The organism is Nesterenkonia sandarakina, from assembly GCF_014138825.1.
Lineage (GTDB): Bacteria > Actinomycetota > Actinomycetes > Actinomycetales > Micrococcaceae > Nesterenkonia > Nesterenkonia sandarakina.
The window spans coordinates 865,632-891,861 of sequence record NZ_JACJIH010000001.1 but is presented as its reverse complement, the minus strand read 5'-3'; the positions used below and the strand labels follow the sequence as shown (position 1 = coordinate 891,861).

Below are 26,230 nucleotides of genomic sequence, written 5' to 3'. Positions count from 1 at the left end.
GTGGGCTGAGACTCGTGACATGACCAGATCAGACTCGCCCCTTGCCGGGCGTCCAGGACGAGGCCTGGCGGTGATCTCCGCCAGCGCGCTGAGCACCCAGTCAGGAGCCGCCATCGGTTCGCTGGCCTTTTCCACCTTCACCCCGATAGGCGTGGTCGCCGCCCGGCAGGTGGTGGCCAGCGTGGTGCTCTGCGCGATCGCGCGCCCCCGGTTCTGGCGCTTCAGTGCTGGCCAGTGGCGTGCCGTGGCGCTGCTGGCGTTCTTCTTCGCCGGTATGAACACCGCGTTGTACTCAGCCGTGGACCGGATCGGTCTCGGCACTGCGGTCACCATCGAGTTCCTCGGTCCCCTGGGTGTCGCGCTGCTGTCCTCCCGTCGCGGCCGAGACCTGTTCTGCGCGCTGCTGGCCCTGGCGGGGGTGGTGCTGCTGACCCGCCCCGGCCCCACCAGCGACCTGCTCGGACTTGGCCTGGCTGCCGCAGCCGCACTCTGCTGGGCCGGCTACATCCTCACGAACCGGACGGTCGGGCAGCGGGTGCCAGGGGTGCAGGGCACGGCGGTGGCCACCCTGCTCTCTTCGGCGGCGATGATCCCGATGGCGGTTGTCATCCTGTGGAACGTCACACTTCCTCCTGAGGCGTTCCTCTACGCGACAGCGGCCGGGCTGCTGGCCACCGCCGTCCCCTACGCCCTGGATCTGATCGTGCTGCGACACATCACTGCGCTCATGTTCGGGCTCGGCATGTCTTTGAACCCGCTCTTTGCAGCAGTGGTGGGTGCGGTCTTCCTGCGTGAGGACATCGATCTGCTGGGCTGGACCGGTGTGCTGCTGGTGGTGCTCAGCAACGGACTGACACTCGCCGGGGGAGCCCGCGCCGGTCTTGGGACCGGCCCCCGAGCCAGGACCAGCCTCTCAGTCAGCGGTTGATTCAGCGCCCGGCAGGCGGTGGTTGGAGCTGCCGCGCCAGCTGCGATAGGCCCAGATGGTCATAGTGATCACCACGGCCCAGGTCACGCCGATCACCACGCCGTTGACGATGGTGCGATCAGCGATGAACGCTCCCAGCGCCACGAGCGAGACCTGTCCCGGCACGGTGGAGATCATGCTGGCCACCACGAAGTCGCGCTGGGAGACGCCGAAGGCACCGCTGCCGTAGTTCACCGGCCAATAGGGGACCCCCGGGGTGAGCCGCAGAGCGAAGACGGCCTCGAACCCGGCGTCGTGAAGATGGGACTCCACCTTCTCACCATGGGAGCCCAGCAGCTTCCGCACGGCCTGGGTGCCCAGGAGTCGGGCCAGGTGGTACGCGGCGAAGCAGCCGATGAGCACTCCGATCACTGAGAGCAGGCTTCCTTCCAGCGTGCCGAAGATCAGTCCGCCGCTGACCGCCATGACGGTGACCGGTATCGGCGTCATTGCCACCACGGCGTAGAGCGCGATGAACACCATCCAGCCGGCCCAGCCGTAGTCCTCGATACGCTGCTGGAGCTCGTCCAAGGGCGGCAGCCGCAGGTTGAAGGCGGCATAGATCATGCCTGCCAGCACTGCCACGAGCAGCGCGTTGCGGATGAAGGAGCCCCAGGCGGGACCGAGGGCTTTCTGACTCATTGTCGCAACTCTACGCATCTGTGCGTGTCCGTGCCGAGCGATACGATCGCAGGGCAGCAGAAATCTCGTGAAGATCTCGGTGAAGGGGGTGGATCAGCGTGGGTCAGGAGCCGGCATCCCAGGCAGGGCAGCCGTCGAACCAACCTGCCCTGTTGGACTCGCTGGCGCCCCAGCCGGCTCCGCAGCTGCCCGCCGGGGCCACCGAGGACCTGCCCGTGGCCGAAGTCCTGCTGGAATCCGCCGTGCCGCACCTCGACCGTCCCTTCGACTACGTGGTGCCCATCGATCTGGCGGAGAAGATCGTGCCCGGGTCCCGGGTGAAGCTGCGGTTCTCCGGACGGGAGATGACCGGCTACGTCCTGCGCCGGAAGCAGGAGCCCTCCACCGCCTCCCGGCTCTCGCTGATCACCAAGCTCGTCACCGCCCTGCCGGTGCTCTCCGAGGACATTCTCCAGCTCTCGCAGCAGGTCGCGGAACGCGGAGCCGGGGTCACCGCAGACGTGCTGCGCGCAGCCATCCCGCCAGGGGCAGCGCGGGTGGAGAAGGACTTCGCCGGCCTGCGCGTCCCCGAGGTCCAGCTTGACCCGGGAAACCCGCGACCCCGCAGCGCCGCACTGGCGCTGAAGTCCTACGGCGAGCAGTCCTGGACGGCGCAGGTCTTGGACCGGGTGCGGGAGTGTGTTGCGGGGGAGGGGGACGCCGTCGTCGTCGTTCCGGACCAGCGCGACGTCGAAGCCCTCATGGAGGTGCTCACCGGCTCACTGGGCAGCGGGGTCGCCGTCCAGCTGACCGCAGAGATGGGCCCTTCGGCGCGCTACCGATCCTTCCTCCAGCTGCGCTACGGGCAGGCCAGGGTGGCAGTGGGCACCCGTTCCGCCGTATTCGCCCCGGTGGCTCGGCTCCGTCTGCTGATGGTCTTCGAAGACGCCGAGCAGACCCACGCCGCGCCCCGGGCTCCCTACCACCATGTCCGCGAGGTGGCGCTGCTGCGCACCGTGCAGTCCGGTGCGGAGCTGGTGTTCCTCTCCACCTCCCGGAGCCTGGAGGTGCAGCGACTCGTCGAGCGCGGCTGGCTGACCGAGGCGGCGCCCGAGCGTGAGGAGCGCCGCGGCGCCGCGCCCCGGATGATCGCCACGGCAGACTCCTATGAGCAGGAGCGCGAGCCGGCCTTCCGGCAGGCCCGGCTCCCCGCTGCCGCGTATAAGGCCGCCAGGGACGGTCTGCAGCACGGGCCGGTGCTCGTGCAGGTCGCGCGCAGCGGGTTCATCCCAGCGGTGCTCTGCGAGCGGTGCCGCAGCCGCCAGCAGTGCCCGCAGTGCCATGGACCGTTGAGCCTGCCGGCCCACCACGGGCAGTCCCGGACGCTGAAGTGCCGCTGGTGCGGTCTGCACCATCGGGATCACCGCTGCACCGAGTGCGGGTCCACCACCTTCCGTGCCGGCACTCGCGGGGCCGATCGCACCGCCCAGGAGCTTGGCCGCGCCTTCCCGAACACCCCGGTGATCTCTTCCACCTCTGATCACCCGATCGCCGAGGTCGGCCAGGAGCCGGCCCTGGTGGTCAGCACCCCGGGGGTGGAGCCGGTGGCGCAGACCGGCTATGCCACAGCTCTGCTGCTCGACGGGGACACCCAGCTCAGCCGCGAGGGTCTCGACGTGCCGCGCCGGGTGCTCTCCCGCTGGTTCCGCGCCGCCTCTCTGGTGCGCCCGCACAAGACTCACGGAGGCACCGTGGTGATCACCGCCGAGGCGGAGGATCTCACTGCCGCGCTGGTGCGCTGGGACCCCGTGGGCTACGCCCGCAGAGAGCTCTACAACCGTCTGGAGCTCGGGCTGCCCCCGGCGCAGCGGATGCTCAGCCTCACTGGTGACCCGGCAGAGGCAGAGGCGTTCCTGGTCCAGGTGCAGCTGCCGGAGGGACGCGCCTGGATCGGCCCGGCCCCGCTGGAGGATGGCCGGCACCGGTATCTGTTGTTCTTCGGCTATGCCGAGGCCGCCAACGTGGTCACCGAGATCCGAAGGATCCGGCGCACGCACAGCGTTGCACCTCCTGGCGCGGCGCGCGGTGGCCGAGGCCTGCGGATCGCGCTGGATGACATCGAGAGTCTGCAGTTCTGACCCGCAGTTCTGATCGGGACGTCAGGGCGGCGGCTTCGGATCCTGCCGGCGCTCAGTCCAGCGCGGCGACGAAGCGGCGCAGCGCCCGGCCCGCCTGGGCCGGCTTCTCGTAGTGCAGCAGATGACCGGTGCCGCGCAGCACCTCGGCGGAAGCCTGCGGCAGCATCCGGCGCAGACGCCGCTGCCCGGCGGGAGTGCTCAGCTGATCCTGCGCGCCCGGCACCAAGAGCACCGGCAGATCCAGACTGGGCGCGAATTCCGTGACGGTGTGCCGGCTGGAGGCTCGATACGCCTGCAGCAGGGTGTCGGGATCCGAATAGCCGCTGAAGTACCGACGGTGCTGGTCCTTGATGTAGGCCACCTGTTCCGGGGCGCGGGCGAGAATCATCGACGCGTTGGTGACCGCCTGCGCCGCCGGGGATCGCAGCAGGACCTGCGCCCACCGTGCAGGCAGTCTGCCGCTGGCGCGGTAGTAGAGGTCCACGGCGGCCGCCCCGGGCAGCAGGGTGCCCGTGAAGATGTCATTGCTGATCGGGGCGAAGAGGACCAGACCCGCCCAACGTCGGGACTGAGACGACTCCGGCGCGGGATCGGCCGGGAGGTTCTGCCCGGCGTGCGCCGCTGGGTGGGTCTGCGCGGCGTGCGCCGCTGGGTGGGTCTGCGCGGCGTGCGCCGCGACGATGATCGAGCCGAAGGAGTGGCCCACCAGCACGTCGGTGGGTCCCAGGTCCAGCGCCTGGGCCAGCGCCTCCACGCAGGCGGCATAGGCTCCGAGGGTATGCTCCGCGAGGCCCCCCGCGCCGCGTCGCAGCGGCGGCGTCGCGCCGAAGCCCGGCAGATCTGGGACGAAGATCTCGAACTCGGGCAGCGCGTCGACGATCAGCGCCATCCCATGATGATCCCCGCGGAACCCATGGATCAGCAGCAGCCGCCGGGCGGGTCGCGCCGAGTCTGCAGGTGCGGACACCTGGGCGGGGTAGTGCCAGACTGCCGCAGCGGTGCTCAGCCGGGCCGCGCCGTCGTCCTCGGAGGCCTGGCCGTCAGACTCGGGGCAGGCAAAGTCCAGCGAGACGTCTCGTCTGATTCCAGTTCGGGCTGGGTGCTCGGTCCAGGTGCGGATCACTGGCCCAGCCTAGCGGGGAACTCAATTAGACTGGCGGGGTCCAAGATACGACCCGACGACGACGAGGTGCCCCCCAGGTGAGCCACGCGAGCGAAACCGCTGCAGCCGATACCACTGCGACGCAGCCCAGCAGCCCTTCGGCTGACTCCCAGGGCGAGAAGAAGCAGTACTCCTTCCAGGAGATGGAGGCCCGCTGGCAGCCCCTCTGGGAGGAACAGGGCACCTTCGTGGTGGACCCGGCCGATGACCGGGAGAAGAAGTACGTGCTGGACATGTTCCCGTACCCCTCCGGGGACCTGCACATGGGCCATGCCGAGGCCTTCGCCATCGGGGACATCCCGGCACGGTATGCCCGGCTGCGCGGCTACAACGTGCTGCACCCGATCGGCTGGGACTCCTTCGGGCTGCCCGCGGAGAACGCCGCGATCAAGAACGACGCCCACCCGGCGGACTGGACCTACGCGAACATCGAGACCCAGGCGGCGTCCTTCAAGCGCTACGGGATCAGCACCGACTGGACCCGCCGGCTGCACACCTCCGACGAGTCCTACTACCGGTGGACCCAGTGGCTGTTCCTGCAGTTCTACAGCAAGGGCCTGGCGTATAAGAAGGACTCCCCGGTCAACTGGTGCCCCAAGGACCAGACTGTTCTGGCCAACGAGCAGGTCGTCGACGGCGCCTGCGAACGCTGCGGGACCGCGGTGATCAAGAAGTCGCTGAACCAGTGGTACTTCAAGATCACCGACTACGCCGACCGGCTCCTCGAAGACATGGACGAGCTCAAGGGCCACTGGCCCGACCGGGTGCTCTCCATGCAGCGCAACTGGATCGGCCGCTCCACCGGCGCCTCGGTGCGCTATGAGATCAGCTCTGCTCCCGACGCCGCAGACCACCCTCCGGTGGAGGTGTTCACCACCCGCCCGGACACTCTCTACGGGGTCACCTTCATGGTGGTCGCCGCCGACGCCGACCTGGCCATGGAGCTGGTCACCGAGGGCCAGCGTGCCGAGCTCCAGGCCTACCGTGATGCTCTGGGCAGCGTCTCGGACATCGAGCGCCAGTCCGCCGAGCGGGAACGCACCGGTGTCTTCCTGGGCCGCTACGCGATCCACCCGATCACCGGCGAGGAGCTCCCGCTGTGGGCCTCGGACTATGTGCTCGCCGACTACGGCACCGGCGCCGTGATGGGCGTGCCCGCCCATGACCAGCGCGACCTCGAGTTCGCCCGCACCATGGGGCTCAACGTCCGCGTCGTCGTCGACACTGGCGAGGAGGACCCGGCGGAGACCGGCATCGCCACCGCCGGTGCGGGCACTGCGATCAACTCCCCGGCCTGGGATGGCCTGGACAAGGACGCCGCGATCGCCCGCGCCATCGAGGTGCTCGCAGAGAACACCGTGGGCGAGGCCAAGGTCAACTACCGGCTGCGCGACTGGCTGCTCTCCCGGCAGCGCTTCTGGGGCGCCCCGATCCCGATCATCCACTGCGCCGACTGCGGCGAGGTCCCGGTGCCCGAGGACCAGCTGCCGGTCAAGCTGCCCACCGGGATGCGCGGGGAACAGCTCGCGCCCAAGGGCAAGTCCCCGCTGGCCGGGGCCAGCGACTGGGTCAATGTGGACTGCCCGTCCTGCGGTGCCCCCGCCACCCGGGACACCGACACCATGGACACCTTCGTGGATTCCTCCTGGTACTACCTGCGCTATATCGACCCCACCAACGACGCCGAGATCTTCCCCAGCGAGGAGATCAACAAGTGGCTGCCGGTGGACCAGTACGTGGGCGGGGTGGAGCACGCCATCCTGCACCTGCTCTACTCCCGGTTCTTCACCAAGGTGCTCTTCGACCTGGGACTGGTGAACTTCACCGAGCCGTTCAAGGCGCTGCTGAACCAGGGTCAGGTGCTCAACGGCGGCAAGGCCATGTCCAAATCCCTGGGCAACGGGGTGAACCTCGGCGAGCAGCTCGACATCTACGGGGTCGACGCGGTCCGGCTGACCATGGTCTTCGCCTCCCCGCCGGAAGACGATGTGGACTGGGCCGACGTCTCACCCTCGGGCTCGGCGAAGTTCCTGGCCCGCGCCTGGCGACTGGCCCAGGACGTCTCCTCCGAGGCGGTGGCGGACCCGGCCAGCGGCGCCACGGCGCTGCGCGCAGTCACCCACCGCACCATCCAGGACGCCGCGCAGCTGATCGAGGACAAGAAGTTCAACGTCGTCATCGCCCGCACCATGGAACTGGTCAACGCCGCCCGCAAGGAGATCGACTCCGGCGCCGGCGCGGCCGACCCGGCGGTCCGCGAGGCCGCGGAGGTCACCGCGCAGATCCTTTCCCTGGTGGCGCCCTACACCGCTGAAGACATGTGGGAGATGCTCGGCCACGAGCCTTCAGTGGCGAACTCCGCCTGGCCCTCGGTTGATGAGTCCCTGCTGGTCCAGGACACCGTCACCGCGGTGGTCCAGGTCAAGGGGAAGCTGCGCGACAAGCTGGAGGTCGCCGCAGACATCAGCGAGGAAGACCTCGAGGCACAGGCGCTGGCGCTGCCCCGGATCCAGAGGTACATCGCCGACGGCGGCGGGGTGCGCAAGGTGATCGTGCGCGCACCGAAGCTGGTCAACGTCGTGACCGGCTGATGAACCCCCGGCCGGCAGAACGCTGCCAGCAGAGTCTGGCCCGATGGCGCAGCGCCCTCGAGGCCGACCTGCTGGCACGGCGGGCCGCCGTGCCGGGGCGCAGACCCCACCTGCGCCGCAGGAAGGGGCGCATCGCGGTGGTCACGGACTCCTCCTCCTCGCTTCCGGTGGATCGCGGCACCCAGGAGGTGCTGCTGGGTCCCGTCGGGGCGAACATCATCTCGGTGCCGATCCCGGTGATGATCGGGGACCAGATCTACCCGGAGACCAGCCCTGACCTGGACCGGGATCTTCCGATGGCGTTGGCCGTGGGGAGTCCGGTGCGCACGTCTCGGCCGTCCCCGGGACGATTGATGCAGGCCTATCAGGCGCTGCAGTCTCAGGGCTACGCCGGGGTCGTGTCGATCCACCTCTCGGCGAAGCTCTCGGGCACCGTGGAGGCGGCGCGGCTCGCTGCGGGTCAGCTGGACTTCCCGGTCACCGTGATCGATTCCGGACAGGCAGGTCTGGGACTGGGACACGCGGTGATCGACGCGGCGATCACCGCCCAGCTCGGCGGGTCCTCGGCCTCGGTGGCGGAGGCCGCCACGCGCAGCGCCGAGCAGGCAGAGTCGCTCTTCGTGCTGCCGAACCTGGACCAGCTGCGCCGCGGCGGCCGGATCAACGCGATGTCCACGCTGATCGGCGGGCTGCTCTGGGTCAAGCCGCTGCTGCAGCTCGTCGAGGGGGAGATCCACCCTGTCGAGCGACCCCGCACCATGCCACGGGCGCTGGAGCGGCTCCAGGACCGGGTCGCGCAGCAGGCCCACGGCATGACCGCCCCGCGCCTCGCCGTGCACGGCTTCGGCAACCAGGCCCAGGCCCTGGAGCTTGCCGAGGCGCTGGGTCCGCTCTCGGCCAGCCCGATACCGGTAGTGGACCTTCCCCCCGTGCTCGCCGCCCATCTCGGTCTGGGTGCTCTCGCGGTGTCACTGAACCCGGAACTTCCCGGCACCCGCTGACTCACCTATAGACCCGGGCGCAGGCTCTCCTGCAGACCCTGCTGAAGACCCCTGCTGAAGACCCGGTTGCTGGCCCGGTGGGGCCGGGCCGGCTTCGCGCCCCGCGGCGCCCGGGGGTTTGCCCCAGCCATCCGCCGACGACGCCGTGGCCATCCGCTGCGCACAGCAGAGGTCCTTCCGGGCCGCCCAGCGGTGAGGGCTTCTAGCGTGTCTGTCATGGAGGTCTGGCCTGAGGATCAGTTGACGCGGCGCGAGCGGCTGCGCGCGGACCGGGAGCGTGAGCACTCCGCTCCGGCGCGCATCCGGTTGAGACTTGCCGGAGTGCTCGTGATCGTCATCGGTCTGCTGACCTGGCTGGCGGTCTCCTGGCTCGCGGGTCTCTCGGAGCAGTCAGCTGTGCCGGAGCCACCACAGCCAGGGCAGGGGCAGCCCGGCCTCGGCGCATCTGAGAATCCCGCGCAGGCCAGCGGGCCTGAGCAGCCGGAGGGCCCAGGGGTCGCTGACCCGGGTCAGGGCGCTGGGTCATCGCAGTCACCGGGTGCGCCCGCGAACGCTCGGACCCCGCTGGGAGCACCTGAGGCGCAGGACGCGAGCCCGGTGGTGGTCCATGTCGGAGGAGCAGTCGAGTCCCCGGGTGTGGTGGAGCTCAGCGCCGGTGCGCGAGTACATGAGGCGATCGAGGCCGCCGGCGGGATGACCTCCAAGGCAGACCCCGGTGGTTTGAACCTCGCCACGCCGGTCCAGGACGGTGCGCTGATCTGGGTGCCCACACCGGAGGAGCTCAAGGCGGGGACAGGGCCACCGGCGGCTGGAGCGACAGGTGCTCCCGGGCCGAACGCGGGAGCAGGTGAGGGGGCCGGTCAGGGGACCGGGCCGGAGGTCGGGCAAGGGGCGCCGCCCGGGTCTGGGCAAGGGGCTGGAGATGGCTCGGGGCAAGCTTCTGGAGAAGGGGCAGCGGTCGGGGCGGGGGCTGGGGAGCTGATCAACCTCAATACGGCCGACGCGGCGACCTTGGATGAGCTGCCGGGGATCGGCCCCGCGCTCTCGCAGCGGATCATCGACCACCGCGAGACCAACGGGGCCTTCGGCTCCTTGGAGGAGCTCGCCGGGGTCAGCGGGATCGGGCCGGTGATCTTGGCAGATGTGGAGGGTCTGGTGACCTGGTGACCGCGGGGAAGCCCTTGGATCTGCGGCTGCTTCCGGCCGCTCTGACCTCTTGGGCCGCAGCTCTGGCAGCGGTGCATCTTCCCTGGCAGCACGCGCTCTACCTGGGGTGGGCCCTGCTGGGCGCGGGGGCGCTGGCCACCCTGGGGGCCTGGCTCCTGCACCGCCTGAGCACTGCGGCGGCGCCGCTGCATATCTTGCTCTGCTGCGTCCTGGCCGGTGCCGTCGCGTTCCAGGCCGGGACCGAAGCCCGGGAGCATCACAGCAGCGGGTGGGTCTCGGCGGTGGCAGGTGACGCCCCGGTCCTGGTCACGCTGCGGGTCTCGGCCCAGCCGGAGGTGCTCAGCACCCCGGGGTTCGACGGCCAGACCCGAATCGCGGCTGCGGCGACGGTGGAGACTGCGGTCCTCTCCGGGGAGGACCGCCCACGTCCCCTCGCCGCTCCCGTGGTGATCATCCAAGACTCCGCTGCGGAGCCACCTGGCCTGCCCTCTGCGGAGCCAGCTGGCCAGCCGTCCGGCGGGACTGCCGGGGAGCATGCCGGTCAGCCCGAGGGTCGCCCTTCTGCAGAGTCCAGGGTGGGCGCGCTGTCGTTGGTCACCGGCCATCGGTACCAGGGGCTGGTGAAGCTCAGCCCGACGGGCCCGGGCCAGCGGGAGACCGCCCTGGTCTTCCCGTTCGGCGAGCCCCTGCAGCAGCTGCCCGCCGATCCGCGCACCGAGTTCACCGAGGTCTTCAACGGCCTCCGCTCGGCCACCGCGGCGGCCTCTGCTCCCGCGGTCGGTGACGCCCCGGCGCTGCTGCCGGGTCTGATCCTGGGGGACCGCACGCACCAGGACGAGGAGCTCAGCGAGGCGATGCGCGCCGCTGGTTTGAGCCATCTGACCGCGGTGAGCGGCGCCAACTGCGCCCTGGTCATGGGGGCGCTGATCGGTCTGGTGCGGCTGCTGCGCGCTCCGCGCTGGACGAGCGTCCCGGTCTCACTGATCGGTCTGGTGCTCTTCGTGCTGCTGGTCCACCCGGAGCCCAGCGTGATCCGTGCCGGTGTGATGGGCAGCATCGCCGCGGTCTCCCTCTTCGCCGGTCGCGGACGGTCTGCCTTCGCGCTGCTGTGTCTCTGTGTGTTGGGCCTGTTGGTGTTTGACCCGTTCTACGCGATGGAACCGGCGTTCCAGCTGAGTGCGGCGGCCACCGCGGGGATCGTGGTGCTGGGAACCAGGATCCGTGAGCGGCTCGAAGGCTTCCTGCCGATGGTGCTGGCGGCTCCGCTGGCTCTGGCGTTCTCGGCGCAGCTCTTCGTCACTCCGGTGCTGCTGCCGCTCTCGGCGTCGATGAGCACCTACGCCATCCCTGCCAACGTGTTGGCCGCCCCGTTCGTGCCGTTCATCACCGTCCCGGGCACCTTCGCGGCAGTCATCTCCACGACGCTGCCCTGGTTGGCGGTGCCGATCCTCTGGTGCTGCGGCTGGGCGGCAGCCTGCCTCGGGCTGATCGGACGGGTGGCCTCGGGGCTGCCGCAGGCCACCGCCCCCTGGCCCGAGGGGTGGCTGGGCTGGGCGCTGGTGGTGCTCTACGTCTTCGCGGCAGTGGTCCTGGCCTGGGGCCTGGTGGAGCGTTTCCGTCTGTGGCAGGTGCTTCTGCTCGCCGGCATGGCGGGTGCTGTGCTCGCGCTGGTGCTTCCGGTGACCGCGCTGACGCCCACCCGAGGTCTCGATCAGTGGCAGGTGGCGCTGTGTGATGTGGGCCAGGGAGACATGCTGGTGGTGCGAACCCAAGAGGCCGCCGGGGTCATCGTGGACACCGGAGAGGACCCGCTGCTCGCGGACCGATGTCTGGAGAAGCTCGGGGTGGACACTGTCGAGGCGCTGCTGCTCACCCATGAACACCGCGACCACTACGGCGGGACCCCGGGGGTCCTCCAAGATCGGGATGCGGGGTTGGTCCTGCATGCCGGCAGTGCAGACTGGGACGTGGGCACCGAGGTGGAGTCCGTCGCGGAGCTGCCGGTGGATGTGCCGGTGCACCGCCCTGAGGCTGGTGAGACCTTCGAGTTCCTGGGCGGGGTCCAGGTCCGCCTGACCGTGTGGGCCGCCGAGGCCCATCACGCCGAGGCCAATGACAACTCCCTGGTTGTCTTCTTCGAGATCGTGGATCCAGACCTGCCTGCGGCAACAGTGGGTTCTGTAGAGCAACCATTGCGCCTGTTGGCCATGGGCGATATGGAACAGGAGGTCGCTGCCTCGCTGCTGCGTCGGGTGGGAGCACCCGAGGGGGTTCATCTGCTGAAGGTCTCTCATCACGGGGCATCCAACGGGGGCACGCAGGTGCTGGAGGCGACCCGGCCGACGGCGGCACTGATCGGGGTGGGGGAGGAGAACTCCTATGGGCACCCTTCAGCGGAGATCATCGGCACCTTGGAGGGACTGGGCGCCGCGGTCTACCGCACTGATCTGCACGGCATGGTGGTCTTCACTGTGGATGCAGATGGTCTGGAGGCGGAGGCTGTTCCCTGACCGGGAGTGGTGAACGCAACGTACCCCAGCGGCCTGGTCGCTGGTTCCCGGACTGAGTCTCTCTTGACTGACCTGGCGACGTCAGAGTCTGAGCTGAGGCGTTTTCGGGTTCAGGCGATGGCCGACATGGATGGCGAAAACGGGTACAGCTCGACCTCGCCTCCGTGGACGACGACGCATGTGGCGTCGGGCACTTCCTGCCAGGCACCGTGAAGGTCTCCCAGCGGCTCAGAGACCACCAACCGGGTGTCCTCGGAGAGCCCATGGAGCAGCGAGTGCTCCGGGTACTGGGCCTTCAGGGTCGAGATGTCGTTGCTGTGGAAGAGTGATCGCGAGTTCCTCTCGCTCGAGTAGCGAAAGGCCCAGGTCGTGTTCCCGTCGGTGGTCGCGACCGTCATCTGTACCGGGTGCTCGACGCCGTGTCGCCGTCCCACATCCTCGATCAATCCGGTTGCCTCGGCGACTGCCGCGCGGGGGTCCCGCTCCAGCCCGAAGGTCAGCGCGAGGTAGAAGAACAGCTCGGAGTCCGTGGATCCTTCGATCTCGGGGTAAAGGCTGGGCTCTACCGCCATGGCCAGGTCACGTTTCATCGCTGAGAAGCCCGCGAGCATCCCGTTATGCATCCAGAGCCACCGGCCGTGGCGGAACGGGTGGCAGTTCGTCTGTTGCACCGCTGTGCCGGTCGTAGCGCGGATGTGCGCGAAGACGCGGCCTGCGGATGCCTGCCCTGCGAGCTCACGCAGGTTTCGATCGTGCCAAGCAGGTTCTGTGCTGCGGAAGACCCCGGGGGTTTCTTCCGTGCCGTACCAACCGATCCCGAAGCCGTCGCCATTGGTGGTCTCGGCTCCGAGGCGCGAGTGTTTGCTCTGCATGACAAGAGAGTTGACGGGTTTGTAGAGCAGGTCGTCCAGCCGGACAGGGGAACCCGAATACGCTAGCCAGCGACACATGTCGTCTCCTTGGGATGGGACGGATCTGCACACCGTGACGCGACCGCTCTATCGGCTTCGTCCTCAGCGTCACAGCCGGGCTGCTCCAGGTCGTTCCTCACCGATATCTGCGCTTCGAAGGCCTGTCGGCCTGCAACAGTTTCAGCGTACGTATCGGTGAGCTGGGGCACAACACAAGGTGGGCTTGCACCTGTGGAGCGGGACCGCGAGTATTCTCCTCCGCAGCATTGGCTCGCCACTTCCAGGACTCGGTTCTTCTACTGCACCCGGGAGGGCTTCCTCGACACTGCACCCGAGTGCGACCTGATCCTCGACTTCGCAGACACCAGCAGATCCTGGCCCCGGGTTATAGCAGCCCCGCACCACCAAGACGTACGTTGTGCACTCGGCGTTTGGCCGAGCCCTCAGAGCCTCCATCAGTGCGGCGTGCTGGCCCGGCAGACCCGTTCCTTGAACGACTACAGCACCAGGGCTCGGCGTCCACAGGCGCAGCCCGTCATCGCACTGGGAAGACATCATGAGAACGCAGAGACAGCACAGCACCTCGCGCGGCGCGCCACGCCCTACACCGCAGGAGAAGTCCACGATGCAGGCGATCGTGCAGGCCGGGTACGGCTCCAGCAGCGTCTTCGGTCTCGCAAGGATCCCCCGACCCGTGATCGCCGAGAACGAAGTGCTGGTGCAGGTTCGCGCGGCGGGCCTGGACCGCGGAACGTGGCACATGATGGTTGGCCGACCCTATCTCTTGCGGGTCATCGGATTCGGCTTCCGAGGCCCGAAGAATCTGGTGCCGGGAATCGACGTCGCCGGAACGGTCGCGGAGGTTGGTTCTGCGGTGACCAGGTTCGCCGTGGGCGAGCCGGTCTACGGGATGTCCCGAGGCTCCTTCGCCGAGTACGCCGCGGTTTCAGAGACCAAACTGGCCCAGAAGCCGGGCAACCTCAGCTTCGAGCAGGCCGCAGTCGTCCCCATCTCCGCCGGAACAGCCCTGCAGGCGTTGAGTGACGTGGGTGAATTGCAAGCGGGGCAGAAGGTGTTGATCCTCGGTGCCTCCGGCGGTGTTGGCAGCTTCGCAGTGCAGCTGGCCAAGGAGTTCGGAGCAGGGGTGACAGGCGTCTGCAGTGCTGACAAGCAGGACTTCGTCCGATCCCTCGGCGCGGATCATGTCATGGACTACACCCGGGAGGACTTCGCTGACGGAAGCTCCCGCTACGATCTGATCCTTGATATCGCAGGCAACCCCACGCTTGCCCGGCTGCGGCGTGCTCTGACACCGAAGGGGACCGCCGTCGTCGTCGGCGGTGAGGGAGGCGGTGACTTCACCGGAGGGTTCGGCAGAAACCTGCGGGCGCCTCTGCTGTCTCGGTTCGTGAGCCAGCGGCTGAGCATGCTCGCGGCCAAGGAACGCGGGAGTGACCTGGATCGGCTCGCCGGCTACTTCCAGAGCGGGCGGATCGTGCCCAGCCTGGAGAGGACCTTCTCGCTGGGGGAGGTCCCAGAGGCGATGCAGCATCTTGAAGCCGGGGAGGTGCGCGGGAAGGTCGCGATCACCATTGCCCCCGATGCAGAAGGTTGATGGCTGCTCACGGCAGCGATCCCGGGCAGGGCGGGCCAGGTCTGGCGCCCTGGTGCTGGACCCGGATGATCAGACAGCTTGGGGGCGTCAGCTGTGCGCTGACGCCCCCAAGTGGTGTGCCTGACGGCACGATGCTGAATCAGCCTGCGACGGGCAGCTTCAGCTGGTCGCCGACGAAGATCAGGTTGGGATCCTGGACGGTGTCGGTGTTGGCGTTCCAGATGTCGTTCCAGTCGAGGCCCAGAGCGTTGGCGATGCTGGAGAGCGAATCGCCGGACTGCACGGTGTAGGTCTCGCCCGAGGTCTGCACCTGGGTCTGCTGCGGTGCCTGCTCGACGGGTGCCTGCTCGACCGGCGCGGGCTCGGGGGCCGGTGCGGGAGCAGGTGCCGGCTCGGGGGCTGGCTCAGGAGCGGGTGCTGGCTCAGGGGCCGGCTGGGGAGCCGGAGCAGGAGCTTCCTGCTGCGGAGCGGACTGCTCGGAGGTCGAGCCGCTCTGAGCAGTGCTGGTGGAGCCGCCGCCGCCACCGGGGTTGCCGGAGAGGCCGAGCTGGGAGGAGCAGGAGGGCCATGCGCCCCAGCCCTGGATCTCCCAGAGTGCGTGCGCGCGGCTGATCTGCTCGGACTTGCTGGCCTCGCTGGGCAGACCGGAGCCGCCCACTGCCTGCCAGGACTGCTGGGAGAACTGCAGGCCGCCGTAGTAGCCGTTGCCGGTGTTGATCGACCAGTTGCCACCGGACTCGCACTGCGCGAGCTGGTCCCACTGGCCCGAGGCGCTTGCAGCAGGAGCCTGAGCCACAACGGCTGCACCGGCCAGGGTGGCAGCAGCAAGTCCGCCGCCGAGAACCTTCTTGAAAGTCTGCTTGGTCTGCATGAGAGTTGAGTCCCGAAGTCCCTGCACTCGTGACCCTCCCGGGCCGTCCTCGTGCCACCGTCCGCCTTCATGATGTGTAGCGGTCAAGTTTCACCTGAGTCGGCATGGACGGTGGTGGGCAGCCGACTCCGGTGCTTCCGGGACGCCGTGTGCGGGCCTGGGAACGGAGGCCCAGTCGTCACGGCGGCATCACAGAAGATGTCCGATAACCAGTAAAAGGTCTCGGTTTGATTGCGTCAACCGGGGTACAGGGACCCTGAGGCCCACAAAAACCCCGGAATCACGGGGAACAGCCTTCGTTATCTACCCGTTATCAACGTTTCTGTGAATAACATGTGAGTGACGAGAGTCGGTGGCTGTCCCCGCGCTTCGGTGCCCTCGCTGCGCGCAGAGCCGCTTCCACAATGTGGGAATTTTGGTGCTGCAACCGTCATCGCGGCTGATCTGGTGCAAGAATCGGGTGATGGACGGTGTGGATCGCGCAATCATTTCGGCGCTGCGGGAAGATGGTCGAATCTCCAACGCGGCCCTTGCCCAGAAAGTCGGGCTCACTGCTGGACCCTGCCTGCGGCGGGTGCAGCGGCTGGAGGCCGAGGGTGTCATCCTTGGCTACACCGCGGACATCAACCCGGAATCGCTGGGGCAGTCCTTCGAAGTCGGACTGGACATCGAGCTCAAGTGGGGGGACCGGGAGACCGTAGAACGCTTCGAGAACACGATGGCCGGGTACGAGGAGGTCCTGGAGCTGCTGCGACTCTTCGGCTCCCCGGACTACTTCGTCCGCGTCGCCGTAGCCGACCTCCACGCCTACGAGCGGTTCCTCACCAAGAAGGTGCTCACCATCCCTGGGGTGCAGGGCACAGATTCCGCCTTCCCGATGAAGATCATCAAGAGCCAGCGCCCGCATCTGAACACCGGGAAGTCCTTCGACGAGTGAGCCGGGGGTGAGCGCAGCCGAGCCGTCCCCGCCCACGCGACTGCCGCACCTGCTGATGGTGATCACGGTGCTGATCGTGGCGGCGAACCTGCGTCCTGCCATCACGGTGGTGGGCCCGCTGATCGAACGGATCGGTGAAGACACCGGTCTTGGTCCGGCGGCGCTGGGGCTCTTGGGCGCGATTCCCGCCCTGGGCTTCGGCGTGGTCGCGCTCTTCGTGGCAGCGCTCGGGCGCCGCTGGGGACTGGAGCGGACGATCTTCGTCTCGTTGCTGCTGCTGGGGGTGGGCACGGCACTGCGGTCGCTGCCGCTGGGCGGGTTCTCCCTCTTTGCGGGAACGGTGATCCTCAGCGCAGCCATCGGGGTGGGCAACGTGCTGGTCCCGGCAGTGGTCAAGCGAGACTTCCCCGCTCGGGTCCCGGTGATGACCGGGCTCTACACGGCGGTGCTGGTGGGATGTGCGGCCATCGCGTCGGGCAGCGCGGTCCCGGTCGCAGCGGCCACCGGGTGGGAGTTCACCTTGGGGATCTCCGCGATCTTCGCGCTGATCTCTGCAGCGCTGTGGGGAGTCCGGCTCGGAACCCCTCGCCGCCGCGGCGCATCACCGCGCCCAGCGGCTGGAGCAGCGTCCAGGCCGGAGCTGGGTTCCACTGACGCTCCGGAGCACCATGATGCGAGCCCGGCAGCTCCCGACGCCGGGGCAGCACCGGCCGCTCACGACTCCACCGAGGGCCTTGACCCTGCCCCCAGGGACGACGTCGGCTCGCTCCCCGAGGCCCCAGCCCCGGGCGCCCTAGGCCGATCCATGTGGCGCTCCGCCGTGGCCTGGCAGGTCACCGCCTACTTCGCCCTGCAGTCCGGGATCTTCTACCTGATGCTGACCTGGTTCCCGGCCATCCAGACCTCCCACGGAGTCACCGACGCCGCGGCAGGGTTCTGGCTCGGCGCGTATCAGGCCATCGGGATCCTCGCGAGCCTGGTGACGGGGCCGATCATGCAGCGTGCCGCGGATCAACGTGCGGTGATCGTGGCGCTGGCGGGCATCATGTTCTTCGGCGTGCTGGGAATCATCCTGCTCCCCTCGGCGATGCCGGTCTGGGCGCTGGTGGTCGGCTTCGCCTCGGGCGGGAACCTGCTGGCCGGGCTGACCCTGATCAGCATGCGCGCCCGGACTGCGGGGGAGGCCGGTCGCCTCTCCGGGATGGCGCAGGGGGTGGGGTACCTGCTCGCCGCGGTGGGTCCGCTGCTCGCCGGCAGCCTGTTCGAGCTCTCCGGGTCCTGGTCGCTGGTTCTGTGGATCATTGCCGGCGCCGTCGTCGTGATGGCGCTGGTGGGACTGCTCGCCGGTCGCCGGGTCGACGTGCTCTGAACTGCGCGCATCAGGGCCGAACGCGCTGACCCGGTGAGTGCGCTGGCATGGCCGTGGGGTGAACAGCTCACCGGTCAGCACCTCAGTGCTCAGCACCCCAGCACCTCAGCTCCAGGGGATCAGGCCCAGCGCCAGTGCGAGCACCAGGGCGACCACCGAGAAGATCCACATCGGCACGAAGGAGTACCGGATGTGTTTGCCGATGTCACAGCCGGCCAGGCCCAGCGCCAGCCACAATGCTGCGGAGAACGGGCTGATGAAGGTGCCGATGATGTTTCCGACCAGCACGGCGTAGACCACTGCGAGGGTGCTCACGCCGGCCTGCGTGGAGACTCCCTCCACCACTGGAAGCAGCGCGAAGTAGTGGGCATCGGTGCTCAGCAGCAGTTCCAGGGGCAGACCGAACACCCCGACGATCAGGTGCAGGTAGGGGATCAGCGCACCAGGGAGGATCGCCACGGCGTCGGTGGCGAGCGACTCCAGCATCCCGGACTCCTCCAGGATGCCCAGGAAGCAGCCTGCGGCCAGCACGATCGCGCCGGTGGTGATGGCAGCGCCGCCGTTGATCTTCAACGTCTCCATCTGGTCGCTGACCTTGGGGTGGTTGATCACCAGGGCCGCGCTGAGGCCCAGCATGAACGCCAGCGGGGCTGGCAGGATGTCCGAGATCAGCAGCGCCAGCATCCCGAAGACCAGCAGCGTGTTCACGATCATCCGCCACCGCGGGGTCGCCGCGGCGTTCTCGGTCCCGCCCCAGAGGTCATCGGCCTCGCCGGTGAATTCGTGAGCCCGAGCGCTGTGAGTGGTCTCCGCAGTCTCGCCAGAGCCTCCCGCGCTGCCCTTGCCCCCTGAGTCGCCCGAGCCTCCGGTGCTGCCAAATCTTCCGGTGCTGCCGCGGCTCCCGGCGCCGGGGGTCGAGCCCTGGGTCGAGCCCTGGGTCGAGCCCTGGGTTGAGCCGAGGGTCGAGGCGGAGACGAGCTCGTGCTCCTCGATCCGCTCCTGCCTCTGGTCACCGGACAGTGTCTCAGGGTGCACCGGGGACCCGGCGCGGGCGGCGATGCGGCGCTGCTCGCGCAGCCCCAGCAGGACCGCGGTGACCACCAGCATCACCAGGCAGAGGACCTGTACCGGGATCAGTCCACGCCACAGCTCGATCGGGTCCATGCCCACGACGGCGGCGGAGCGCGCCACGGGTCCGCCCCAGGGGAGCATGTTCAGCACCCCCATGCTCATGCCGGCCAGCAGCAGAAGCAGGTAGGGGCTCATCCCGAGGTGTCGGTAGAGCGGCAGCAGGGCCGGGATCACGATCAGGAACGTGGAGGCCCCGGCGCCGTCGAGGTGGCACACCGCCGCCAGGAGCACCGTGCCCACGCAGACCGCGATCACGTTTCCGCGGGTCAGTCTCACGGTGAGCCGCACCAGGGGTTCGAAGAGCCCGGCCTGGTTCATGATCCCGAAGAACAGGATGGCGAAGATCAGCATCACCGCGACGTCGAGGACCGCGCCGATACCCTCTCCGAAGAAGTCGCCGATCTCCGTGAAGCTGAAGCCGGCCAGCAGCGCGCCGGCGAACGGGATCACGGTCAGTCCGACGATAGGCGCGATGCGCCCCATGATCAGCAGCGTCGTCATGGTGACGATCACCGCCAGGCCGATTAGGCTGAGCATGATTTTTTCTCCTCGATGCGCGTGGGGGATCGATCAGCGGCACGAATGTGAGCCAGATGACAGCATGGAACGGCTGTGATCGGGCCCACAGTTTTGTGCAGGTCCACGCAATATTGGTCATATTGGTCTCAGTGTCGGCGGAGACCGGCTCTCCCGGGCCAGAGAATGTCTCAGGCCCAGACCATGATCCAGATCCCGATTCAGACCCACACCCGCATCCGAAGGAGCAGCAGCCGTGCCCGTGGCCTCATCCGGAGCCTCAGCCGCCCCAGGCGAGGTCTCGCTGGTCCGCCGGCTCTTCCGATGGAACATCGGGCTGCTGGTCGGGGCGGTGACTCTGGTGAGCCTGCTGTGGGGAGTGAACCAATACCTGGAGGTCCGCGCCCAGTACCAGGAGCGAGTGCTCACCATGGCGGAGTCTGTCGCGGTGATGTCCACCGTCCAGGACGCGCTGGAGACCGAGGACCCAGCCGAGATCCTGGCCCCGTGGGCCGAGACGCTGCGTCAGGCCAGCGGCTACGAATACATCATGATCGCCGACGCCGACGGGCTGCGACAGTCCCACCCGGACCCCGACGCGATCGGTGGCGCGCCCGAGCTGGACCCGGCGCCGGTGCTGGCGGGGGAGAGCTGGACCGGCGTGGAGCACGGGCACGCGGGTCTGACGATGCGCGCCAGGGTGCCGATCGCCAATGAGGCCGAGGAGATCATCGGATTCGTCTCGGTCGGCGTGCAGGCCTCCGAGGTCCGGCTGGCCTCGGTGCGTGAGCTCCCGCTGATCCTGGCCGCCGCGGCGCTCGCCGTGGGCATCGGGGCGGTGGGAGCCCGGATGCTGGCCCGTCGGCTGCGCGCAGACACCCACGGTCTGGAACCGCGGGAGATCACCGCACTGCTCGATGACCGTGAGGCGCTGCTGCATGCCATCGGCGAAGGGGTGATCGGCCTGGACCGCGACGGGCGCGTCGTGCTGGCCAACACCCCGGCCCGCGAACTGCTGCGTCTGCCGGCCGACCACCTGGGACGCACCCCCGCGCAGCTGGGCCTCAGCCGGGACGCTCAGAAGGTGCTCACCGGACCAGAGCCGGGGGAGGATCTGCTGCTCAGCGTGGATGGGCTGATCCTGGTCTGCAACCGCAGGCCGGTGCGCATGCGCCAGGCCGACGGCGGCGTCGTCGTCACGCTGCGCGATCGCACCGAGCTCACCCGGCTCAGCGACCAGCTCGACGGGGCGCGCACCGTCACCGACGGGCTGCGCGCACAGCGCCACGAGTTCGCCAACCGGCTGCACACGGTCTCCGGGATGCTGGAGCTTGGCGGTGTGGACCAGGCCCAGGACTACCTCTGCGAGCTCTCACTGGCCACCTCCGGGGCCGATGCCGAGATCGCAGCCCGGATCGAGGACCTCACCGTCGCGGCCCTGGTCCTCGCCAAGTCGGTCCAGGCCGCCGAGCGCGGCGTGGAGTTCAGCCTCTCCGAACTCTCGGCGCTGCCCGCCGGCAGCCCCCACGACCTGCGCGATGATCTGTTGCTGGTGATCGGGAACCTGGTGGACAACGCCATGGACGCGGCAGGCGTGGACGGGGCGGTGGAGCTGATGGTCAGACAGCACGGCGAGGTCACCGAGGGTCTCGTCGAGGTCCGCGTCATCGACTCAGGCCCAGGTCTGGACCCCGGGATCGCCGAGGAGATCTTCAGCATCGGGCGCTCCACCAAGGACTCCGCAGGTCGGCGCGGCCTGGGCCTGGCCCTGGTGCACCAGGCCTGCCGCAGACGCGGCGGCTCGGTCACCGTGGAGCAGGACCCAGAGACCAGCTTCTGCGCCTACCTGCCGATCCGAGCTGAGGTGTGCACGCCATGACCCGCTCGCCAGCCCCGAGCTCCCGCGGACCGGCGGGCGCCGCCCAGGTTCCCGTGCTGATCGTCGACGACGACGTCCGCGTGGCCCGGAATCACCAGGAGATGGTCGACTCGATGCCCGGCTTCACGGTGGTGGCCACCGCCCACACCGCCGCCGAGGCCCTCGAGGCGGTCCGCCGCCACCGTCCGGGCCTGGTGCTGCTGGATCTCTTCCTGCCCGACCGCACCGGGCTGGCGGTGCTTGAGGAGCTCCGGAGCTCCACCTGGCTGCGCGAGGTCGGTGTGGTCGACGTCCTGCTGATCACTGCGCTGCGCGACGTCGAGCATGTGCGCACGGCCATGGCGATGGGTGCGCTGCACTATCTGATCAAGCCTTTCCCGCTGCGCCAGCTGCGCGATCAGCTGGAGCGCTACGCGGCCGCCCGCCAGCGAATGTCCGGACTGGCCACCGTCACCCAGAGCGACGTCGACGCGCTCTTCGGGATGATGCGCCCGATGGCGTCGCGCTCCATGGCCAAGGGCCTCACCGCGGCCACTGCCGAACGGGTCGCCCGTGAGCTGCGCTCGCGGCAGGGCGATGTCTCCGCCGTCGAGGTCTCGGAGAGCACCGGGATCGCCCGGGTCACCGCCCGCCGCTATCTCGAGCACCTGTGCGCCGAAGGTCGCGCTGAGCTCACGCTGCGCTACGGCCAGGCCGGACGACCAGAACACCGTTACCGCTGGGTTCCCTGAGCCGAGGCCGCAGGGCAGGCCGGACCCCGCCGTCGGTGTCGCATTGACTAGGCTCATGCCATGAGCAGGCGCACCTGGACCGCAGCGAACCTTCCGGACCTCCACGGCCGCACCGCTGTGGTGACCGGGGCCAACAGCGGGGTCGGCTTCGCGACGGCGAGCGCGCTGGCCCGTGCCGGGGCGCATGTGGTGCTCGCGGTGCGAGATGAACAGCGCGGGCACACCGCCGCGGCGGCCATGCCCGGGCGCACCGAGGTGCGTCGGCTGGACCTGGCGGATCTGGGCTCGGTCCGGGACTTCGCGGCCGCCTGGAGTGGGCCGCTGGATCTGCTGATCAACAATGCCGGGGTCGCCGGAGGCCGAGGGTCCCTCACCAAGGACGGATTCGACCTCCAGCTTGGCACCAACCACCTGGGGCATTTCGCGCTGACGAATCTGCTCCTGCCGCAGGTGTGCGATCGGGTGATCACCCTGGCCTCGGGGGCGCACCGCGCCGGAGACATCTACTTCGAGGACCTGGCGCTGCGCACCCGCCGGTACTCCCTGGCAGAGGCCTATGGTCAGTCCAAGCTCGCCAACCTGCTGTTCACCCTGGAGCTCGAGCGCCGACTGCGCCGCGGCGGATCCCGGGTGCAGTCCCTCGCCGCCCACCCCGGGTACTCCGCGACCAACCTCGGCACGCAGGGGCGCAGCAAGCCGCTGGTCGCCACCGTCGATCTCGCCGGACGGCTGCTGGCGCAGACCAGTGAGCAGGGTGCGCTGCCGAGCCTGTTCGCCGCCACCCAGGAGCTGCCCGGCGCCAGCTATGTCGGTCCCGACGGGCGCTGGGAGCTGCACGGCAGCCCGTCCCTGGTCGGGCGCTCAGCCAGGGCCAGCGATCCCGACCTTGCCCGGCGACTCTGGGAGGTCTCGGAGGAGCTCACCGGGATTCGCTTCGGCCTCGGGTCCGAGTAGCCGCCCCAGCTGCCTCGGACCTGTGGCCGGCTTCGGCACTGGTCGTGGGCGGCTGCCAAAGGGTGCGGGCTGCGACTGGAGGGTGCGGGCGGCGGCCCTCAGCCCGCTGCCCCGGCAATCTCCTGCAGCGCCTGGACATGAGCGGCGAAGGCGGAGCGTCCGGTGCGGGTGAGGCGAAGCCAGGTGATCTGCCGGGAGTCTCCGCGACCGGTCGAGGCGGCCTTGCTCGAGGACACATAGCCGGCGGCGGAGAGGGTCTTCAGGTGCTTCGAGAGCGTGGCGTCCGAGACCTGGAGCGTGTCACGCAGCACCGCGAAGTCCAGGTGATCCACCGGTCGCAGGAGGCCGCAGATGCGCAGCCGCACCGGCGCGTGGATGGTCTCGTCGAACCGGGCCTCAGTCACGCCGCAGCTCCTCCAGGGCGCTGCGGTAGGCGAGTCCGGCAAGCCACGTCGTCGTCACGAAGGCGACCAGGGCAGTCAGCGCCACCGCCCAGGGAAGACCGAGGGAGACCAGGCCCAGGGAGACGCTGAAGAGCACCAGACATGCCGCCAGAATCCCGGCGAGGGCCCAGCCCGCGCGGGCTCCCATGCTGCGCAGCCGCAGGCCGGTCTCGCGCTGGAGGAGGTGGGTGATGATCAGCGCGCCGACCAGGGCCAGCCACCCCGAGGTTGGGGGTTCATAGTGCTCCCCGGGAGAGGTGCTCGCCGCGGAGGCCACCCACCACGCCGCCACGCCTCCGAAGGCGGCCATGAGCGTCCGCGGGACTTCCACCCGGTACGCCAGGCGTGCTCGGTCCTCGGTGAGCGTGTCCAGGGCAGAGGCGGCCTCGGTGGGAGAGACGCCCGAAGAGTTCTTTTCCATGCCGGAAAGTCTAAGTGTGGTTTTCCATAGCGGCAAGTGAAATCTGGTGCCGGTGTTCCGGACGGCCTGGGCGAGGGGGAAGGGGTGCTCAGAGCACCGGCCGGAACGGGATCAGCGCCCACTCGGTCAGCCGCGCCATGGGGCGCCGTTCGCGCCACCTGTCGGTGCTGACGATCTCGCAGTGCTCCCGGTCGCTGAGGAAGACCTTCTCCATCTCGGCGGCGAACCCCGGGTCGATGACCTCCACGTTGGATTCGTAGTTGAAGGACAGCGACAGCCGGTCGATGTTGGCCGTGCCGATCGTGGACCATTCACCGTCGATCGTGGCGGTCTTGGAGTGCATCATGCTGCTGGCATAGAGCAGGATCGAGATCCCTGAGTCCAGCATCTCCCCGAAGAACCCGCGGGAGACCCAGTCGGCGAGGACGTGGTTGGAATCCTTGGGCACCATGACCTGCACGTCGACCCCGCGTTCCGCGGCGAGCTTCAGGGCGCGCAGGATCTGCTGGTCCGGGATGAAGTACGGGGTCGAGATCCAGATTCGGTCCTTGGCCCGCTCGATGGCCTTCAGATACATGTTCCGGATCGGGTAGACCAGGTCCACGGGAAGATTCGCGACCACGCGGACCGCGGGGTTCCAGTTATCCGGTGCGATCCAGGGGATCTGCTGGTCCGCGGGGCGGTCCTCGTTCCAGAGCCGGGCGATCGTCTGGCGCAGGCCCCAGACCGCGGGGCCGACTTCGCGCAGGTGGGTGTCGCGCCACTTCTGTGCGTAGAGCGATCCGATGTTGTATCCCCCGACGAAGCCGACGGTGTCATCGACGACCAGGATCTTGGAGTGGTTGAACCCGGTGGACCGGATAGGGGCCTTCCAGAAGCTGCGACCGGCTGCGGGCATGCGATAGACCTGGACCTCGTCCGAGAGCTGGGCGTAGAAGCTGCGCGGCACGACCAGGTTCGCGAAGCCGTCGTAGATGATGAAGACCTTGACCCCGCGACGAGCCGCCGCGTTGAAGGCGTCGATGAACTTCTGACCGACCTCATCGTTCTTCCAGATGTAGGTCTTCATCAGGATCGTGTCCTGGGCGGTGTTGATCGCCTCGAGCATGTCCCCGTAGAGCGCTCCACCGTCGGTGTAGATATCCATCGGCGTCTCGTCGATCCGGGCGGTGAACGTCCCGGGGCGCTGCGCGTCACGATCCTTCCGGCCGCGGTGCTTAATCAGATCCAGCGCCACCACCGAGACCGCGGTGAGCGTGGGCACGGCCAGCGCCGAGCCGGCGACGACGAGCGGAAGAGTCCGCCGCGGAGGCCGCAGGCTGATCAGGCGGGTCTGGCGGGTCGTGAAGAGGCTCATGGAGTCACTCTAATCGGGTGAAGCCCCCATCTCTTGACCCCCGGTGTCTCGAGGATTCTCATGGAGGTACCGGATGCATCTCGTCCATCTCAACACGCTGGCGCTGGCCGGTGATCGCCGGTCAGCGAAGCTCCTGGAAGAGGGATCGCCATGATTCGCATGTTGCTTCAAGCCGCCATCAACGTGGTGATGGCCTCCCTGGGGCTGTTGCTCGCTCAGACCCTGGTCGATGGGGTCACGCTGCAGGCCTCGGGGTTCATCACCGCCGTCCTGGTCTTCGTCCTGGCGCAGGCCGTGCTGGGGCCGTTCGTGTTCAACATGGCACGGCAGTACGCCTCCGCCATCCTCGGAGGCGTGGGTCTGATATCAACCTTCCTGGCACTCTGGATCGCGACCCTGGTGCCGGACGGGCTGACCATCTCGGGGGTCACCGCGTGGGTCTTCGCCCCGCTCCTGGTCTGGATCGTCACCGCACTGGGAACCTGGATCCTGGGATATCTCGTGCTCAAACGCTGGTGGGACAAGCGCAAAGAGGAGAAGAACATCCGGCAGGCCATCGCCTGAGCCTGGGTGCGCCCGACCACGTCGTGCACGGTGATCCAGGACAGAGGCTCTGACGCCCATGCCACCCGCACAGGCACAGGAAGCACCCACGGCTGGCACACTTCTGCGGCTCTGCGTCCCCGCGATCCTCGTGGGCGTGGTCTCCGCCCTGGGACTTCTCCTCGTGGAGGGCGCAGCTCACCTGCTGGAGCAGCTCCTCTGGGAGAGGCTGCCTGAGGCCTGGGATTCGGATCCCGACTCGGGCTGGTGGATCTTCGGGGTGCTGACTGCCGTGGGGCTGGGCGTCGCACTGATCGTCTCGTTCTTTCCAGGCGGTGCCGGGGAGGACTCCGCCACCGTGGAGCTGATGGGCCCCCGCTGGCCCTGACAGCCCT

Annotated in this window: 22 protein-coding genes; 14 read left to right on the top strand and 8 right to left on the bottom strand. The window is 68.7% G+C overall.

The features are described 5' to 3' along the window. The first annotated feature begins 19 nt into the window (after positions 1-19). Positions 20-928, top strand: a complete 909-nt coding sequence (locus tag HNR24_RS04065) for an EamA family transporter (RefSeq protein WP_220477160.1) — start codon at positions 20-22, stop codon at positions 926-928. Here HNR24_RS04065 and HNR24_RS04060 read toward each other — a convergent pair. Beyond that, positions 914-1,609 (bottom strand): TVP38/TMEM64 family protein, encoded by a 696-nt coding sequence (locus HNR24_RS04060; RefSeq protein WP_259392401.1) that lies wholly within the window; start codon positions 1,607-1,609, stop codon positions 914-916. The two genes, HNR24_RS04065 and HNR24_RS04060, sit on opposite strands and share 15 nt — an antisense overlap. Positions 1,610-1,707: 98 nt before the next feature. Here HNR24_RS04060 and HNR24_RS04055 point away from each other — a divergent pair, with 98 nt between their 5' ends. After that, positions 1,708-3,726 (top strand): primosomal protein N' family DNA-binding protein, encoded by a 2,019-nt coding sequence (locus tag HNR24_RS04055; RefSeq protein ID WP_182495086.1) that lies wholly within the window; start codon positions 1,708-1,710, stop codon positions 3,724-3,726. Between the two features lie 52 nt (positions 3,727-3,778). Here the strand turns inward: HNR24_RS04055 and HNR24_RS04050 are convergent, their stop codons facing one another. Continuing rightward, complete coding sequence (locus HNR24_RS04050) at positions 3,779-4,849, bottom strand: alpha/beta fold hydrolase (protein ID WP_182495085.1); 1,071 nt, start codon at positions 4,847-4,849, stop codon at positions 3,779-3,781. 77 nt (positions 4,850-4,926) lie between these two features. Between HNR24_RS04050 and leuS the strand changes: the two genes are divergently transcribed. The 4 genes from leuS (at position 4,927) to HNR24_RS04030 (ending at position 12,157) form a co-directional block, all read left to right on the top strand. Continuing rightward, positions 4,927-7,479 carry a leucine--tRNA ligase gene (gene leuS / locus HNR24_RS04045; RefSeq protein ID WP_182495084.1) on the top strand — a complete coding sequence of 851 codons (2,553 nt, stop codon included), beginning with the start codon at positions 4,927-4,929 and terminating at the stop codon, positions 7,477-7,479. Further along, positions 7,479-8,480 carry a DegV family protein gene (locus tag HNR24_RS04040; protein WP_182495083.1) on the top strand — a complete coding sequence of 334 codons (1,002 nt, stop codon included), beginning with the start codon at positions 7,479-7,481 and terminating at the stop codon, positions 8,478-8,480. Before leuS ends, HNR24_RS04040 begins: the two co-directional genes overlap by 1 nt. Before the next feature lie 216 nt (positions 8,481-8,696). Next, positions 8,697-9,647 carry a ComEA family DNA-binding protein gene (locus tag HNR24_RS04035; RefSeq protein ID WP_182495082.1) on the top strand — a complete coding sequence of 317 codons (951 nt, stop codon included), beginning with the start codon at positions 8,697-8,699 and terminating at the stop codon, positions 9,645-9,647. Continuing rightward, positions 9,644-12,157: a ComEC/Rec2 family competence protein gene (locus tag HNR24_RS04030; RefSeq protein WP_182495081.1), complete on the top strand. Its 2,514-nt coding sequence runs from the start codon at positions 9,644-9,646 to the stop codon at positions 12,155-12,157. The genes HNR24_RS04035 and HNR24_RS04030 overlap by 4 nt, the downstream gene beginning before the upstream one ends. 110 nt (positions 12,158-12,267) lie before the next feature. Here the strand turns inward: HNR24_RS04030 and HNR24_RS04025 are convergent, their stop codons facing one another. Then, positions 12,268-13,107 (bottom strand): class II glutamine amidotransferase, encoded by an 840-nt coding sequence (locus tag HNR24_RS04025; RefSeq protein WP_182495080.1) that lies wholly within the window; start codon positions 13,105-13,107, stop codon positions 12,268-12,270. Positions 13,108-13,624: 517 nt separating this feature from the next. Between HNR24_RS04025 and HNR24_RS04020 the strand changes: the two genes are divergently transcribed. Next, positions 13,625-14,683 carry an NAD(P)-dependent alcohol dehydrogenase gene (locus tag HNR24_RS04020; protein WP_259392400.1) on the top strand — a complete coding sequence of 353 codons (1,059 nt, stop codon included), beginning with the start codon at positions 13,625-13,627 and terminating at the stop codon, positions 14,681-14,683. 139 nt (positions 14,684-14,822) lie between these two features. Here the strand turns inward: HNR24_RS04020 and HNR24_RS04015 are convergent, their stop codons facing one another. Further along, positions 14,823-15,554, bottom strand: a complete 732-nt coding sequence (locus tag HNR24_RS04015; RefSeq protein WP_182495079.1) for a LysM peptidoglycan-binding domain-containing protein — start codon at positions 15,552-15,554, stop codon at positions 14,823-14,825. A 463-nt stretch (positions 15,555-16,017) separates the two neighbouring features. On the opposite strand from HNR24_RS04015, the gene HNR24_RS04010 reads away from it, so the two are divergent. Then, entirely contained in the window at positions 16,018-16,491 is a 474-nt protein-coding gene (locus HNR24_RS04010; protein WP_058889497.1) for an Lrp/AsnC family transcriptional regulator, read from the top strand. Between the two features lie 7 nt (positions 16,492-16,498). Further along, positions 16,499-17,860: a CynX/NimT family MFS transporter gene (locus HNR24_RS04005; protein ID WP_182495078.1), complete on the top strand. Its 1,362-nt coding sequence runs from the start codon at positions 16,499-16,501 to the stop codon at positions 17,858-17,860. A 105-nt stretch (positions 17,861-17,965) separates the two neighbouring features. Here HNR24_RS04005 and HNR24_RS04000 read toward each other — a convergent pair whose 3' ends face one another. Continuing rightward, entirely contained in the window at positions 17,966-19,528 is a 1,563-nt protein-coding gene (locus HNR24_RS04000) for a CitMHS family transporter (RefSeq protein WP_182495077.1), read from the bottom strand. 235 nt (positions 19,529-19,763) lie between these two features. Here HNR24_RS04000 and HNR24_RS03995 point away from each other — a divergent pair, with 235 nt between their 5' ends. The 3 genes from HNR24_RS03995 to HNR24_RS03985 are packed head-to-tail and all read left to right on the top strand — an operon-like array spanning position 19,764 to position 23,071. Continuing rightward, on the top strand, positions 19,764-21,386 hold the full coding sequence (locus tag HNR24_RS03995) for an ATP-binding protein (RefSeq protein WP_220477159.1): 1,623 nt from the start codon (positions 19,764-19,766) through the stop codon (positions 21,384-21,386). Then, positions 21,383-22,117, top strand: a complete 735-nt coding sequence (locus HNR24_RS03990) for a response regulator (RefSeq protein WP_182495076.1) — start codon at positions 21,383-21,385, stop codon at positions 22,115-22,117. The genes HNR24_RS03995 and HNR24_RS03990 overlap by 4 nt, the downstream gene beginning before the upstream one ends. 60 nt (positions 22,118-22,177) lie before the next feature. Beyond that, the gene (locus HNR24_RS03985; protein WP_182495075.1) at positions 22,178-23,071 is read left to right on the top strand and encodes an oxidoreductase; all 894 of its coding nucleotides are present in this window, start codon (positions 22,178-22,180) and stop codon (positions 23,069-23,071) included. 98 nt (positions 23,072-23,169) lie between these two features. Here HNR24_RS03985 and HNR24_RS03980 read toward each other — a convergent pair whose 3' ends face one another. The 3 genes from HNR24_RS03980 to HNR24_RS03970 form a co-directional block, all read right to left on the bottom strand. Continuing rightward, a complete protein-coding gene (locus HNR24_RS03980; RefSeq protein WP_182495074.1) occupies positions 23,170-23,475 on the bottom strand; it encodes a transcriptional regulator in 306 nt (101 codons plus the stop codon). After that, a complete protein-coding gene (locus HNR24_RS03975; RefSeq protein ID WP_182495073.1) occupies positions 23,468-23,935 on the bottom strand; it encodes a hypothetical protein in 468 nt (155 codons plus the stop codon). The genes HNR24_RS03980 and HNR24_RS03975 overlap by 8 nt, the downstream gene beginning before the upstream one ends. A gap of 88 nt (positions 23,936-24,023) precedes the next feature. Next, a complete protein-coding gene (locus tag HNR24_RS03970) occupies positions 24,024-25,292 on the bottom strand; it encodes a phospholipase D-like domain-containing protein (protein WP_182495072.1) in 1,269 nt (422 codons plus the stop codon). 159 nt (positions 25,293-25,451) lie between these two features. On the opposite strand from HNR24_RS03970, the gene HNR24_RS03965 reads away from it, so the two are divergent. Together HNR24_RS03965 and HNR24_RS13940 are read left to right on the top strand one after the other, a co-directional pair. After that, positions 25,452-25,856 carry a phage holin family protein gene (locus tag HNR24_RS03965; protein ID WP_220477157.1) on the top strand — a complete coding sequence of 135 codons (405 nt, stop codon included), beginning with the start codon at positions 25,452-25,454 and terminating at the stop codon, positions 25,854-25,856. A 58-nt stretch (positions 25,857-25,914) separates the two neighbouring features. Further along, a complete protein-coding gene (locus HNR24_RS13940) occupies positions 25,915-26,223 on the top strand; it encodes a voltage-gated chloride channel family protein (RefSeq protein WP_259392399.1) in 309 nt (102 codons plus the stop codon). Positions 26,224-26,230: the final 7 nt, after the last annotated feature.